Source organism: Novosphingobium sp. G106, from assembly GCF_019075875.1.
Classification (GTDB): domain Bacteria; phylum Pseudomonadota; class Alphaproteobacteria; order Sphingomonadales; family Sphingomonadaceae; genus Novosphingobium.
The window spans coordinates 13,897-27,472 of the sequence record NZ_JAHOOZ010000001.1 but is presented as its reverse complement, the minus strand read 5'-3'; the positions used below and the strand labels follow the sequence as shown (position 1 = coordinate 27,472).

The following is a 13,576-nucleotide window of genomic DNA, read 5'->3' as shown; positions in this document are numbered from 1 at the left end:
AAATCCACGAAGCATGACAAGCAGTTCGAGCCGCGGCTTGCTCACTTTTCGGGATGCTGCGCCGGTCAGGATCACTAACCGCAGCGGAAGTTCATTGTTCCTGCTGCTGGGCGATCACGCCGGTAATTTGGTCCCCGAACGCCTCGACAACCTCGGCCTCGCCGCGCAGGAGCTCAGCCGACACATCGCACTCGACATCGGGGTGTCGCGTCTCGGTCAGCGGCTCTCTGCGATCCTCGACGCGCCGTTCGTCGAGCAGCGCTATTCGCGGCTCGTCATCGACTGCAATCGCCAAGTCGGCCATGGGGGTTCGATTGCGCAGGTCTGCGATGGAACGGCCATTCCTGGCAACATCGGCTTGTCCCTGCGGAGCGCGCAGGAGCGCATCGACGCGATATTTCTTCCCTATCACGCGGCGATCGCGGGCCTGCTCGCCGAGCGTAACGCCGCTGGACGGGCGACAATCCTGGTATCGCTCCACAGCTTCACGCCGCGGCTTGGCGAAATCGACAGGCCTTGGGAAATCGGCGTGCTGCATTCGGAAGGCAACACGCGTTTCGCCCAAGCTGTGCTTGCGTCCCTACAATCCATCGAGGGTTTGACGATCGGAGACAACGAGCCCTACCGGATGGACGAAACCGATTTCACCGTTCCAAGCCATGCCTTCGCGGCGAAAATTCCATACGTCGAACTCGAGATAAGACAGAACGAGATTTTCGACGAGCGGGGATGGGAGCGTATCGCCCGGATTTTGGCGCAAGCGATGGAGGAAGCGAAAGCCTCTCCCGATGTTTGAGCAGACCCGATGCTTAGTCCTCCAATAGACGGCGTTTAGGATTTGATTCCCCTGTGCGCGTGCGCCAGCACCGGTCCGTGAAAGCGCGGCAGCGATATCATTTCCTGTTGCACCGATCTGACAGTTTGCTCGTAGGCCGGCGCGGCCTTTGCGGGCGGAGGAACGGTCACAAAAGGTGCAAGTTTATCGGCAAGGCGATGCTCGGCTTCCATACGATGTCGCGCCATGGCCTGGCAGAGCGGACTATCATCGCCGGCTCGGTGCCAGAACCCTGAGATATCCGCCAATATCTCGCGGAGTGCATTTGCCGCTTCTCGGTCGGCATCTGTCATCGTGTGCATTGCTGAGTCCAGGCTGTGATCGTCATCTGCTCATACAACGACGGGATACAGGTCACAGTTCCAACGCCAGTGGTGGAACCAACTGAAGCATCAACCCGCGCCAATCACGCTCGAACTCACTGCCGCACAATCAACATGCCTAATCCAGGCCCTGCCTTCCAGAAATATCTGGCGATGAGTACTCAGACCGTCCAATGCAAACTGATCGCCTTGGAGCGTGGCGGCCACCTGCAGTTTATTCAGGACGTCGGCGCCGCGTGTCACACGCCCGGCTGCATTGTCCCAGCCATCCAGCGTATCGCGCAGCGAAAGAGAGAACGATGGTGGCGCCTTGTCGTCTGCAAATGCTGCGTTCCCGCTCGAAACGCATAGGGCGCCGACCATTCCAGGGACCAGCGGCGCGAAGTGGCGCACGCTATTCTCGCGCCGGATCAACGACGCTCTGGCGTAGCGCTTCGATTTCCTGTTCGCCTTTGCTTTCGAGCCCAATGAGCGCGTCTCGGGCATGGATGTTCGATTTGATTAGCTCATCCAGCTTTGCCTGGAGAGCCGCGCCGTCGCGATTTTGTGTGGCCTGGAGGATCGGCAGCAATAGCAAAGTGACAACGCTGAGGCCGAGGTTAGCGCCATTCAAGAAGTGATCGTCGCCTGAAACATAGGCTGCGACGCCTATGAGTGCCAGGAGAATGCAAATTCCAAACATCGCTGGCCGGCCGGTGAATCGAGCACACCCAGCCGTCAGGCGGTCAAATAGCTTGCGCACAGGTTTGTCCTAGCTGCTTCGCCAGTCCCGGACGTTCAGGGCCGCAGCAAAACGCCAGCGACGCTACCGAGCTACGAAATCGACAATGTTGATGCAGGAGATCAGGCCGCCGCGGCTTTGCGCGCCTTTACCTTTGCGTGGTGATGTCCGATTGCCGCGCCCGCGGCGGCCCCTGCCACCGCATGGCCGTGCCCAACCATGTGACCGGCGGCAGCGCCCACGACTGCCCCCTTAACCGCACCTTTGGCCTCAGCAGATCCGGAAATGCCGACCGCAGAAATCAACGCCAATGTTCCGATAAGCTTCTTCATAGCTCGCTCCCACTGGCAATGCCCTGCATCACTAAACTGGCGATTCCAGCGCATGTTCCGAGGCCGTCCACCATGCGTCGAGCCGTAGGCAAATATGATCGGATAGATCCGAAGTCTGGCCGCGTCTGGCTTGCTGGCGCACCTCGGCCGAGACGACTGAAGGGGTGGCAGCTTTCGAGAGAATGAAATTGACCTTCGAACAGCAGCAATGTGGGCGCAGATCGACCTCACGTTCAGCTGACCAGCGAATTTGCCTTTCGCGACGAAGTGCAAAACTGCCTCAATCCTGCGGCCGCTCGAGCGTATCCGTGTCGAGAAGCTTGAGATCCGAAATATCGAAGCGCTCTGTTCGCCCTTGCTTTGCCCAAGGCGTACCGCGCTTTCCATCGGGCTGGAGCCAACCAAGAGGCGGCCGCTCGCAAAGACATTCTGCTCGGTCTGTAACCGGATTGTAGCCGGCGGGTATCGAGAGGATGCGCCAAACGTCTCCCGGATCACGCCGGACGAGATCGCCGATTTTCAGTTGCAGCTTGGCCATGGAGTACCCTTCACGTCCCTTTGCGGAAGCATAGTTGGCACGCCGGGCCGATGCACGAAATGATGCCTTCGCCGTCGAGCCGCAGATCAAGCGATCGGTTCTCCGGCACCATTTTAGGCACCATGGAGTACGCTCTGATAGACTGGGTCCTCAAGCGTCCGGCCCGCTCCGATCGCTACACAATTGAGCGGGTTATCCGCGACGCGGACAGGCAGCCCGGTGGCGAGGGCCAGAACTGTATCGATCCCGGTGAGAAGCGAGCCTCCTCCCGTCAGGATGATACCACCTTCGATGATATCCGCTGCGATCTCCGGCGCCGTGCTTTCAAGCGTGCTGCGAACGACCTGAACGATCTGGCCGACGCAATCGGCCAGAGCGTCTGCGATTTCGACCTGGGTGATAGCGATCTCTTTGGGTCTGCCCTGCCCTATATCGCGGCCCTTGATCAGCGCCGTCGTTGGCTTGGCCGCGGCAGCGTCGTCGACCATCGCCGCTCCCAGCGTCTTCTTAACACGCTCCGCGGTCGCCTCCCCGATCAGGAGATTGTGATGCCTGCGAACATGCAGCGTGATGGCCTCATCCATGCTGTCGCCGCCTACCCGGGCCGACATGCTCATGTTCATGCCGCCGATCGAGATCACTCCGACCTCGGTCGTCCCGCCGCCGATATCGACGACCATAGATCCCACGGGATGCGTAACCGGCAAATCTGCCCCGATCGCAGCCGCCATGGGTTCATCGATCAACCACACCTTTCTGGCGCCCGCGTTTGAGGCAGCATCGCGAATGGCCCGGCGCTCCACCTGGGTTGAACCGGAAGGCACGCAGATGACGATTTCAGGCCCAACATGAAAGAAACCCTGTCGCCCCAGCGCCTTGCCGATGAAGTGCTTGATCATCTGCTCTGCGACTTCGAGATCGGAGATAACACCGTTGCGCAGGGGTCGAACCGTTTTGATGTTCTCGGGTGTCTTGCCCATCATCAGCTTGGCATCTTCGCCCACGGCCAGGACACGCTCGATCCCATCGACGGTCTCGATGGCAACGACCGATGGCTCGGCAAGAACTACTCCCGTACCTTTCACATAAACAACGGTGTTTGCGGTACCAAGATCGATGGCCAGGCCGGCCGGCGTTAGGGAGAACAAATCTAATATCGACATTGCGGCGTGAGATCTCTCAAAGATGAAAACTGGCTCGACAGCCACAATCGCGGCCGGTGACAATGTGCCAGGCAGGAAACGCGCCGCTCGCATCGGTTGCGATATCCGGCCGCCGGTACCGCCTACTCGCTCTGGCCGGAGATAGCGCGCTCAATCGGCCTTTCGAGGCAAAATGCCATTACAGGCGTTGAAGATTGGCAGGCTTTCCGAGAAGCCGTCGGGGCCAAAATCGGGGTGGGTCGGCCGATAGTGCCCGTCGCGCTCCCGACGCTGCGCCGCCCATTCTGCCGCACTGCAGCAACCGCGTGCCTTTAGCCTTCGGTAGGTGTACTGAGCGCTATCGCCAGCTCCGATTCGGCATGCCGGCGCCTGAGAGACATCGCTCGTGCTCCCGCCCAAAAAGGGAAGCGGTGCAGTGGCTCACTTCAAGCTGATACCATTGAATAACCAGCTAAGATGCATCGAGTTTGATGCCGTTAGCGCCTCATCCATCCTGGAAATCGCCATGCGCTCAGCGCTTGGTGAGACCGATGTCTACCGTGACGGATCCTACCAATGCACCGTCAGTCACGGCCGGCGCGGCGTCTGGCACATCGCACAGCGCAAGGCAGCGCCCAGGTATTCGGGGATTGTCGCGGGGCGAGGCGCGAGGCCAATCGGAGTCGATCCGAAGGCGCAATTTATGCGCCGACTGGAGATGGCCTGAGACCGAAAACCCCAAGGAATGTTTGGCCCGTGCAATGCATGCTCGCGCTGCAGCCAAGACCGAAGTCCTCGAAAACGTTCGCGAGAAGCATCTCGCAGCTGCCAAGGCGTGGGAATTGTTGGCGACACAAGTCTCACGCATCATCCAAGCTCGCCTTGAAAAGGCAGCTTGTACAGGGAACCGGTAGGTCGACGGCCTCAAGGGCAGGGCACCCCGTGCTCACGGATTTGAACGCGGCTTCGCTAGTCGGTCGTCGCTCCTGTTCTCAGCCTGAGGAAGGCTCGGCAGGCCGGGGCTGATGGAGAGTTGCCCGCGTGGACGGCCGGTGCTGCGCTGAGTGTGTTCTGCCTGTTTGAGGGCTTAAGAAAGGGGACCGCGGGAAGCGCCATCACGAGGCAGCAAGGCCCGTTCTGGTACTGGACGTCGATGGGTCTTTTTGCCGCCAGCTCTCTGGCAACTTCCTACCCGATCATCGTTGCGGCATTCAGATATTCTGGTGCCTGAAAGGCTGACTGCAGGGAGTTCTGCAATTTCCTCGCAGATTTAATGTCGCACGTGTAGCCAAAACCCGGGCATTCGCCGCCGCGCCTGGCTGAGGACCAACGATCATGAAATGCGCATGGCGAGTAGGGACGATACTCATGGTTCTGCCCGTGGCCGCGCCGGCCTGGAGTACAAGCGACCCCGGGATCGAAAATCTCGCGCTGTGCCGTGACTCCTGGCTGGACTGGAAGAGCATCGCGCCTGCCAAGTTACAAAGTTTCGGCGCCTTTCTGCGTTCGGACTTCACGCACAGCGAAAATGACGCGTTTTTCACGCCAAAGTCGGCCATGTCTGTCGGTGGGCTTAAGGTCACCCAGGTGTTCCCGGAGAGTATCGGCATGGGCCTGGGCTTTTCAGTCATGGTCGATGCGTCATTCGACGTGGCCAAGCAGGCGCTTGAGCGAGATCTCGGCAAGCCGCTCCAAGGCTGCGAAGCCAGCGACGGAATGCGAACGTGTGAACTCTCGATCGCAGAACAGCGGACTGTCATGCTGATGTCCTATGATGAACCGAACGACAAGACGACCTTGGTCGGCTGCTACTACTTCTACGAGAAATGAAGAGCCGCACCCTGATCCCCCCTTTCAACACTACGACTGCTCAACGCGCGAGTGCCCGACGCGATGACTGCTATGTTGGCAATGATCACCGCGCTGGAAGCTCCGGACGCCGTGAATATCCGACAGCTTTCAGGGACGCAATTTGCGCCGTCGGATGTCTGCTATGTCGGCGGATCTTGCTTCAGACTTGCGGCATTTCAGCCGGGCAAGATGGGAGGACGCTTCATCGCCAAAAGCTCCCTGAGTTCCTGACTATCTTCCGTTGATGAAATTGGCACGGTCAGAAATTTCCCGTCAGGATATATTTTGGCCTCGTCATAGATTTTCACCAGTTCCGGGCGCCAGCGCGACCGCCGATCGTCGAACTTCTCGCGTTCCACGCCGCCCAGCACCACAATCGCAGAAAGTTGCCTGTATTCAGGGACAAAAGGTGCAGAAGGCCTTGATGTTTTTGTAACGAAGCGACCAGCCCTTGTTCTGCCCGCCATACAACCATTCAGGCATGAAAAGGCCAGGGTAGAATTGCTCGATCCAGGCCCGCAGTTCGAGCCAATATGCGAATGCCTCAGTTCCGATCCAAGAATGGACCATTTCGTCATCGGGTATTGCCGATTTGTCGGTGATCCTCGCACCGATGCGAGGTGCATCTTCCATCTCTATTGCTTCCGTCATTTCGTGTTTACGTCCACCCGCGCCGGCGACACGTTCGCGTTCCGACGTGCGTAAGTGGCAAGTCCCACGACCCCGTAGCCTCCGACGAACGACGGATGCTACGGGGGACAGTTCCGGTCAGAGTGAGCCTGCTGGCCAGACAGCCGGAAAGTCTTTCTCGGGGTCGAAGACATTGTTGAAGAAGTTCGTCAGCGAAAACATCGCGACCAGAGCAACGATCTCCATCACATTGGCATGGGTGTAACCGGCGCCGACGACGGCCTCCAAGTCGGCGTCCGTGACGTGACCACGAGTTTCGATGACCTTGCGCGCGAATTGGACGGCGGCATCCCGCTTCGGCTCGCTGGCATGGCCTTTTCGAGCGAGAATGATCTCGTCTTCCGGCAGTTTCGCCATGTGCTCGGCCGTGTAGCTGTGAACGGTCAGGCAGTAATTGCAGCCATTCACTTCGGACACGGCGAGGCCGATGCTGTCGCGGGTCTTCACGTCGAGCGCCTTGCTGAGCGATCCGAGCAGTGTCGCCCACGCATTGAAGGCGATCGGGCTATGCGCGAAGGCCGTCATCATGTTGGGCGTGAAGCCAATATTTTTGGTGAAGGTGTCGAGCGCGGGCCTGGATTCGGCCGGGATGTGTTCCGGGCGCAGTGCGGTAGTGCGGGGCATGGTGGTCTCCTGAAGATATTGAGTTACTGTCGGAAAATTATGCGAAATGGAGGACGTCGAGCACCGGGAGCCGCGGCTTCTGCGGCCAGTTCCCCTGACGCTCAGGCCCTACGGACAAGAGCAGCGCCGGCACCTCGTTGTCGGCGAGACTGAACTCGCGGGACACCGCATCGAAGTCGAACCCAATCATCGGTGTCGATCCCCAGCCGAGTGAGCGAGCAGCGTAGATTATCGCGGCGGCGCCAAAGGTGGCGGTGCGGATTGCCTCGTCCCGCTGGAGCTGCGCATTGCTGTCGTAGAGACCTCGCGCCGGATTTTCCCATTCGGGGATCAGATGCGCCGGCATGATGCCTGCCTCGACGACAGGAGCCAGGCGATGCGGAACGACGCTGGCATCGGCTAGTTGGCCGATGATGATGATGAAGGTGACCGCTGCTTCGGTGATCGGCGGCTGGCTCCAGGCGATCGGACTGAGGCGCGCTTTCGCCTCCGGCGTTCGGACGGCGATGAAGCGCCAGTTCTGCAGATGGAATGAAGTCGGCGCAGAAGTTCCGATGCGCACGAGTTCACGAATTTGCTCGTCACTGAGCACCGCCGTCGGATCATAATACTTGGCCGCACTTCGACCGAGAATGTTTTCTATAACCTGGTTTGTCATGGCACATTCCTATTCATGGATTTGACGGGCCATTTCTAACCGCGGGCAGCCATTTCCTTCGAGACGCGAACGGCTCAAATAAGTGCTCCGAACGCTCAAAATTGCCGGAGTCATTCGATGCCCACAAAAGGCTACGCGGTTTCGCGTGCCTGACGACGCCATTGGCCGGGCGTCATGCCCATGGTCGCGCTAAAAACGCGCCGAAAAGCTGAAACGGATTGATACCCGACCAGATCGGCGACGGCTTCAGTGCCAACCCCAGGCTTCTTCAGCTCGTTTGCCGCTAGGCTCATGCGAATGTCGATCAACAGGTCGGCGGCTGAGCGCCCGAGCTTGTCCTGGAAGTGGCGAACGAAGGTCGCGCGCGACATGCCGCATAGGCCTGCCAGGTCTGGCTGGCTCCAGGCGCGCGCCGGGTCGGCGAACATCGCCGAAATGGCGGGAGCGAGACGAACGTGACCAGCTAGCGCCAAGAGACCTTCGGAAACCTGGTTCGATGCGCTTGCCGCTCGAAGCACCAGAGCAAAAAGCGCCGAAGAGAGTGAGTTCAGGACGGCTTGGGCTCCGGCCTTGTCACCGGCGGACTCCATCCGCATCAGCCCGACGAGGTCGGCCAGCTGCGTAGACGCCGGGACAGCGCCAGGAGGATCATCGTCGTTTCCGGCCCGAACGATCAGATTCGTTGGCAAGTAGCTGCGGATCAGGCGATCGTGCGGTGGCCCGACGAGGAACCGGCCGCACAACATGTCGAGTGGCTCGCCATGGCTGTCGTTTTCGCTGACCATCAGTCCTGCCACGAAGCGCTCGTGCGTCGGGGCAGGCGCATTTCCGCTGCCATCGTGAAGCACGTGCGACGAACCATGTGGCAACAGGACGATATCTCCGCCTGCCAGCTCTCTGACGGTCCTGCCTTCCGGATCTTCGATAATGGCCTTTCCCTTGAGGACGACGTGATAGGGAATCTCGCGGGCGGGAGCTCGGTCCCAAGCCACGCGCCATGGCGCGCCGTAGGCGCAGCGCACCTCGATCCGGCCGCTGATCGTGATCATCTGAAGGAGTGTGCTCAACCAGTCGACTTGCGACATAAGACCTCGGAAAGGCGAAGCGTTGAGGCGCAGCGCTTAGCCCGCTTCGCCGCATGCGGACCGCGGGGAGGACGACGCCATTCTGCGCGGCAGGAGCCGTCCCCCTTCCGCGCCCTCAAGGGTGAACGCAAATGACCGTCTTGCCTGGTCGCCTCTTGGTCGGATTGAAGGCAACGACAGCCTCTTCCAGAGGCACAACCATGCCAATGTTTGTCCGCAGCCGCCCGTCCCTGACCCGCTGGACGATCTCGGTCAGTTGGGCCCGATCGGCCTCAACGACGAAATCGATCGCCAAACCTTCTTTCGGTCGTACGTCGGACGGTCCGACAATGGACACCAGCGTCCCACCGGCCCGAACCAAGCGCGCCGATCGTGCGGCAATATCGCCGCCAATGAGATCGAACACGAGATCGACTTCGCCGACATCTTCCAGTCGCTCGTTGTCGAGATCGACGAATTCATTGGCTCCGAAATCGAGCGCAGCCTGGCGATCGGCGCCGCGCCCCGTGCCGATGACATAAGCCCCTAGCTCACGTGCGAGTTGGGTCACCATTGAGCCGACCGCCCCCGCCGCGCCATGCGCTACGACCGCCTGCCCTGCCCGAAGCTGGCCGTGCACGACCAATCCCTGCCACGCCGTCAGGCCCGAGATCGGCAGACTCGCTCCTGTCGCAAAATCGACATCACCCGGCAGCGGCGCGAGATTGCGCGCCTCGATTGCCGCGTACTCCGCCAGAGTGCCGTCGCGCGACCAATCCGAAAGGCCGAACACCCGCTGCCCTACCGATAGCCCTGTCGTGCCGTAGCCGAGAGCGGTGACCACGCCGGCCAGTTCGTGCCCGGGGATCGAAGGCGTCCGGTCGCGGTCCAGGCGGTCCGTCCAGGTAGAAGGCCAATCGAGCTCCGTGTTGACGAAGCCCGCTGCATGAATCTGAACGACGACATCGTTTATCGACGGTTGCGGCGCAGGCCGTTCCACCAGCTTCATCCCTGCCGTTCCAGCAGCTAGGTCCGTCACCACGATCGCCTTCATGGCCATACTCTCCTCGGTCAATTTTTCGAACCCAAGATGGCACTCGCTGGATCAAGGGAAAGGACCAAGAACGCGGAAAATTCCTGCACTACGACTGGGCTACCAGCACAGGTCGCATCAGCCACTCCAGCTTGAAGCCAGGATTACGCTGCACATGTCGATCCGCCGGAACTGCGGATCCTTGAACGCCAGCACATCGTCGTTGAACGTTCCGAACGTGCTGTCCGGGCGATGCTTCATGCCCTGATAGAAGGCGTCGATGATCCCGTGCTTGAAGTCGTCCTCGCGCGGAAAGGCAGCGACGACCGCATCGCGCTGGGCATCCGTGAACGTCTCGTAGCCACGGCCAGCGACGTCCATTCCGGCGCCTGCCTGCACCAGCGCGATCTCGGGGCGTATGAATTCCGGGATGCCCGGCGTCGTATGGAGCGCAACGGCGTTCCATACCGTCTCGACATTGCGCTCGGAGATCCCGCGCTGCCTCAGGAAATCGCGGGCCGCATTGGCCCCGTCCACTTCGAAGCGATGATGGCTATGTCCGTAGTGCTCGGTAAGGCCGATGTCGTGGAACATCGCCGCGGCATAGAGCAGTTCCGGATCGAAGCTGAGACCGGTCCGCGCGCCCATAAGGGCGCCCCAGCAGTAGACGCGCTGGGAATGGCGGAAGAGCAGGTCGCTTTCCGTGTCGCGGATGAACTGCGTCACCTCGCGTGCGAGCTTGCTGTCTGGAATCTTCATCCCCGCTCTTTCGGCGATCGTCATGGCTCCGCCCCCATCAGCTTTCGTGGACCGCCTGCGGCCTGTTGCGGAAGCTGATTGCCATGCGGTTGTAGCCGTTCATCAGGCTGATCGCGATCGTGAGGTCGACGAGTTGCTTCTCGTCGAACACGGAGCGCGCGGCTTCATAGGCGCTGTCCGGCACGCCCGTCTCAGCGACGAGGGTTACGCTCTCGGCCCAGGCCAGGGCGGCGCGTTCCACCTCGGTGAACAGGCTGCCACCTTCGCGCCAGGCTTGAACCAGCGCCAGCTTCTCGATCTTAACACCCTTTTTGACGAGGTCGCGCGTGTGCATGTCGAGGCAATAGGCGCAGCCGTTAATCTGGGAGACCCGCAAGTAGACCAAATCCACCAGCTCGGCGTCGAGGCCGCTCTGCATGACGTAGGCATAGACCCCGCCCAGCGCCTTGGCGCCGCCGGGTGCGACCCGGTTATAGTCCAGTCTCTGCGACATAGGTTCGCTCCTCTTCGGTCCTACTTCAAGGGGGTGGTGAGCGTTTTGTCATCGGAATCGACGACGAAGACTGCGAGCAGCCTGGCGGGACTGCTGCTGCTGGCATTGCGGCTGACGCTGTGGGTCGCGCCTGGCGGCTCGGACCAGCTCTCGCCGGCGCGATAGACCCGCGTATCGCCGTCGTTCACTTTTGACTCGATCGCGCCCGCGACGACATAGGCGAAGATAAAAGCGGACTTGGCATGGGCGTGCGGCGGAGAGGCCGCACCCGGCGCGTAGTCAACCTCGACCGCGACCAGCGACTTTCCCGGGATGTTCGGGATCGCCTGGTCGAATTTTGGCGTGACAGTTTCGGCGCGGCCGTCATGCGCCGCGGCTGGCCCCCGCGATCGCAAGAGCAGCGCAGGCAAAGGCAGTGACGAGGGTGCGGGGCGTCATCGGCATTCTCCTTCCAATGGTCACTTTGCGGCGGCCCAGGGCGACTTCAGCATCAGGCTGCTGAAGTCCCGGCGGCGGAAATCGGGATCCTTGTAGGCCATAACGTCGGCAAGGCCGGTGCCCTGGGTCGTCTCGGGCCGATGCTTGAGGCTGTCGTAGAGCGTCTGCAGGAAATCCTCGGCAAATCGCGGAGGATGGGGATGCACTGCATCGACGGCGCTCCGCTGGGCGGCGGTGAAGTCGTTGTAGCCGGCGCCGACCAGATCCATGTTCGCAGCTTCCGCAAGCAATGCGGCGATCGGATGCAGATGCGGCGAGACCCCGTTCGTCGTGTGCAGCGCGATCGCGAACCACATCTTCTGGCTTTCGGCTTCCGAGACGCCATGTTTCCGCAGGAAGTCTCGGGCCGCGTTCGCACCGTCGACCTCGTAGCGCAGGTGGCTGCCACCATAGCCGGCAGTCAGGCCGAAATCGTGGAACATGGCCGCGATGTAGAGCAGTTCGGGGTCGAACTTCAGGCCCTTGCGCCTGCCGGCCAGAGCCGCCCAGTAATAGACGCGTACCGAGTGCTGATAGAGGAATTCGCCTTCGGCGCTGCGCACGGCCTCAGCCGCGTCGCGCGCCAATGGGCTGGCGGGAATGGCGACTTCCGACAGATCGCCGACCGTGGCGGCCTCCGCCGCATCTGCGGGCGTGGGCCTTGCGATCGCGAGGCTGAGGACTGCACAACCGGCAGCAAGGATGCCGAGGCCTTTCATGGGCTTTCTCCAACTACCCGTTCAAGATGCGCCCCACTTGGGCTACAGAAAAGCACCAAGAACCCCAATAAAGGCTGGACCACGCCGGCATGACCGAACCCTTCGAACTCGCCCTTGATCGCTCGGCGAGGACGCCTCTGGCCGAACAGATACGATGCGGTATCGTCGCAGCGATCGAGGGCGGCGTCCTGGAACCGGGCGCTCGCCTCCCTTCATGGCAGGATCTCGCCGCCCAACTCGGCGTCGCGCGCGGGACTGTACGGACCGCCTATGAGAAACTCTCGGCGGCCCAGCTGATCGAAGCCTCGCGTGCGGCGGGGACACGCGTCGCCCGGCGGCCGCGCGCGATCATTCATTCCGCAACGCCACCGGATGAAGGCGGGTTCATCGGCCTGTATCAGGAGATGACGCAGGGCCCAGCGCTCTTCCAGATGGGCATTCCTGCGACCGACACCTTCCCCGCGACCCTGTTCACTCGGCTCCGCGCGCAATCGGTCCGCGCGGAGGCAAGCTCGGCCCCGCTCTACCCCGATCCCCGCGGCGAATTGGAACTGAGACGCGAAATCGCCGGCTATCTCGCCGTCGCGCGGGGGGATCACCTGCCTGCCGTCCCAGGTCTTCATCACGGCCGGCTTCTCAGGCGGGCTTGGCCTCGCGCTCAGCGTCCTCAAGCTCGCGGGCCGGACAGCTTGGTTCGAAGAGCCAGGCTTTCCGTGGTCCCGAAAGGGCCTTGAGCTCGCAGGCCTCAGCGTCGCCCCGATACCTGTGGATGCTGACGGTATCGACATCGATCGCGGCATCCGGGACCATCGCGATGCCAAGCTAGCACTCGTGACCCCGGGCCAGCAGGCACCGCTCGGCTTCACGCTTTCACTCGAGCGCCGGCTCCGCCTGCTCGAATGGGCTGCCGCCAATTCCGCCTGGATCATTGAGGATGACTATCTCAGCGAACTGCAACTGGCTGGCAGGGCAGCGCCGGCACTCGCGTCGCTCGATCGGGACGGCAGGGTCATCCACATCGGATCATTCAGCAAGACGATCAGCCCAAGCCTTCGGCTCGGCTTCCTTATCGCGCCGGTCGAGCTGACCTCCCGGTTCGCCGACATTGCCGCCTGCCTGGCACCAGCCCCGGCGCCCGCGCTGCAACGCGCGACGGCAGAGTTCATCCGCGAGGGCCACTACATGCGGCACCTGCGCCGAACGAAGCGCGCCTACGCTGCCAAGCGGCAGGCGATCCTCGATTGCCTGAGCATGAGCGCTGACGCGAATCAACTCGCTGCGCCCGGCCTTGCCGTTCTGCTCAGATTGCCGCGCGGC

The 13,576-nt window shown here is 61.4% G+C and carries 19 protein-coding genes and 1 pseudogene; 4 read left to right on the top strand and 16 right to left on the bottom strand.

All coding sequences use genetic code 11. The annotated features are described in order from the left end of the window. The first annotated feature begins 13 nt into the window (after positions 1-13). Positions 14-796, top strand: coding sequence for an N-formylglutamate amidohydrolase (locus KRR38_RS00165; protein WP_217397441.1), 783 nt, complete (start codon positions 14-16; stop codon positions 794-796). 35 nt (positions 797-831) lie between these two features. Here KRR38_RS00165 and KRR38_RS00160 read toward each other — a convergent pair whose 3' ends face one another. The 6 genes from KRR38_RS00160 to KRR38_RS00135 all read right to left on the bottom strand — a co-directional run bounded on the left by KRR38_RS00160 (position 832) and on the right by KRR38_RS00135 (position 3,912). Then, positions 832-1,128, bottom strand: coding sequence for a hypothetical protein (locus tag KRR38_RS00160; RefSeq protein WP_217397439.1), 297 nt, complete (start codon positions 1,126-1,128; stop codon positions 832-834). Positions 1,129-1,227: 99 nt separating this feature from the next. Further along, a complete protein-coding gene (locus tag KRR38_RS00155) occupies positions 1,228-1,572 on the bottom strand; it encodes a hypothetical protein (RefSeq protein ID WP_217397437.1) in 345 nt (114 codons plus the stop codon). Further along, positions 1,553-1,900 carry a low affinity iron permease family protein gene (locus KRR38_RS00150; RefSeq protein WP_217397435.1) on the bottom strand — a complete coding sequence of 116 codons (348 nt, stop codon included), beginning with the start codon at positions 1,898-1,900 and terminating at the stop codon, positions 1,553-1,555. Before KRR38_RS00150 ends, KRR38_RS00155 begins: the two co-directional genes overlap by 20 nt. 101 nt (positions 1,901-2,001) lie before the next feature. Then, positions 2,002-2,211 carry a hypothetical protein gene (locus KRR38_RS00145; protein ID WP_217397433.1) on the bottom strand — a complete coding sequence of 70 codons (210 nt, stop codon included), beginning with the start codon at positions 2,209-2,211 and terminating at the stop codon, positions 2,002-2,004. Positions 2,212-2,491: 280 nt separating this feature from the next. After that, a complete protein-coding gene (locus KRR38_RS00140) occupies positions 2,492-2,749 on the bottom strand; it encodes a hypothetical protein (RefSeq protein ID WP_217397431.1) in 258 nt (85 codons plus the stop codon). A gap of 113 nt (positions 2,750-2,862) precedes the next feature. Beyond that, positions 2,863-3,912 carry a rod shape-determining protein gene (locus KRR38_RS00135; RefSeq protein WP_217407050.1) on the bottom strand — a complete coding sequence of 350 codons (1,050 nt, stop codon included), beginning with the start codon at positions 3,910-3,912 and terminating at the stop codon, positions 2,863-2,865. Between the two features lie 1,347 nt (positions 3,913-5,259). On the opposite strand from KRR38_RS00135, the gene KRR38_RS00130 reads away from it, so the two are divergent. Next, on the top strand, positions 5,260-5,721 hold the full coding sequence (locus KRR38_RS00130; protein ID WP_217397429.1) for a hypothetical protein: 462 nt from the start codon (positions 5,260-5,262) through the stop codon (positions 5,719-5,721). A 197-nt stretch (positions 5,722-5,918) separates the two neighbouring features. Here the strand turns inward: KRR38_RS00130 and KRR38_RS00125 are convergent, their stop codons facing one another. From KRR38_RS00125 to KRR38_RS00085, 10 genes are all read right to left on the bottom strand, one after another. Further along, positions 5,919-6,209, bottom strand: coding sequence for a DUF3788 family protein (locus tag KRR38_RS00125; RefSeq protein WP_375293401.1), 291 nt, complete (start codon positions 6,207-6,209; stop codon positions 5,919-5,921). Further along, positions 6,139-6,312 (bottom strand): DUF3788 family protein, encoded by a 174-nt coding sequence (locus KRR38_RS37620; RefSeq protein WP_375293448.1) that lies wholly within the window; start codon positions 6,310-6,312, stop codon positions 6,139-6,141. The genes KRR38_RS00125 and KRR38_RS37620 overlap by 71 nt, the downstream gene beginning before the upstream one ends. 198 nt (positions 6,313-6,510) lie before the next feature. After that, positions 6,511-7,056, bottom strand: coding sequence for a carboxymuconolactone decarboxylase family protein (locus tag KRR38_RS00120; protein ID WP_217397427.1), 546 nt, complete (start codon positions 7,054-7,056; stop codon positions 6,511-6,513). 37 nt (positions 7,057-7,093) lie between these two features. Then, positions 7,094-7,714, bottom strand: a complete 621-nt coding sequence (locus KRR38_RS00115; protein WP_217397425.1) for a nitroreductase family protein — start codon at positions 7,712-7,714, stop codon at positions 7,094-7,096. Between the two features lie 131 nt (positions 7,715-7,845). Further along, the gene (locus tag KRR38_RS00110) at positions 7,846-8,799 is read right to left on the bottom strand and encodes an AraC family transcriptional regulator (protein WP_217397422.1); all 954 of its coding nucleotides are present in this window, start codon (positions 8,797-8,799) and stop codon (positions 7,846-7,848) included. A gap of 115 nt (positions 8,800-8,914) precedes the next feature. Next, the gene (locus KRR38_RS00105) at positions 8,915-9,832 is read right to left on the bottom strand and encodes an NADP-dependent oxidoreductase (protein WP_217397421.1); all 918 of its coding nucleotides are present in this window, start codon (positions 9,830-9,832) and stop codon (positions 8,915-8,917) included. Positions 9,833-9,949: 117 nt separating this feature from the next. Then, positions 9,950-10,594 carry an HD domain-containing protein gene (locus KRR38_RS00100; RefSeq protein ID WP_217397419.1) on the bottom strand — a complete coding sequence of 215 codons (645 nt, stop codon included), beginning with the start codon at positions 10,592-10,594 and terminating at the stop codon, positions 9,950-9,952. Between the two features lie 13 nt (positions 10,595-10,607). Continuing rightward, complete coding sequence (locus KRR38_RS00095; protein ID WP_217397417.1) at positions 10,608-11,063, bottom strand: carboxymuconolactone decarboxylase family protein; 456 nt, start codon at positions 11,061-11,063, stop codon at positions 10,608-10,610. Between the two features lie 20 nt (positions 11,064-11,083). Next, on the bottom strand, positions 11,084-11,458 hold the full coding sequence (locus KRR38_RS00090; protein WP_254514572.1) for a cupin domain-containing protein: 375 nt from the start codon (positions 11,456-11,458) through the stop codon (positions 11,084-11,086). Positions 11,459-11,521: 63 nt separating this feature from the next. Next, on the bottom strand, positions 11,522-12,259 hold the full coding sequence (locus tag KRR38_RS00085) for an HD domain-containing protein (RefSeq protein WP_254514571.1): 738 nt from the start codon (positions 12,257-12,259) through the stop codon (positions 11,522-11,524). A gap of 89 nt (positions 12,260-12,348) precedes the next feature. Here KRR38_RS00085 and KRR38_RS00080 point away from each other — a divergent pair, with 89 nt between their 5' ends. Continuing rightward, the gene (locus KRR38_RS00080; protein ID WP_217397415.1) at positions 12,349-12,993 is read left to right on the top strand and encodes a GntR family transcriptional regulator; all 645 of its coding nucleotides are present in this window, start codon (positions 12,349-12,351) and stop codon (positions 12,991-12,993) included. After that, positions 12,881-13,498 (top strand): annotated as a pseudogene (locus KRR38_RS35700) (PLP-dependent aminotransferase family protein); the annotation flags it as partial. The gene KRR38_RS00080 and the pseudogene KRR38_RS35700, both read left to right, overlap by 113 nt. Positions 13,499-13,576: the final 78 nt, after the last annotated feature.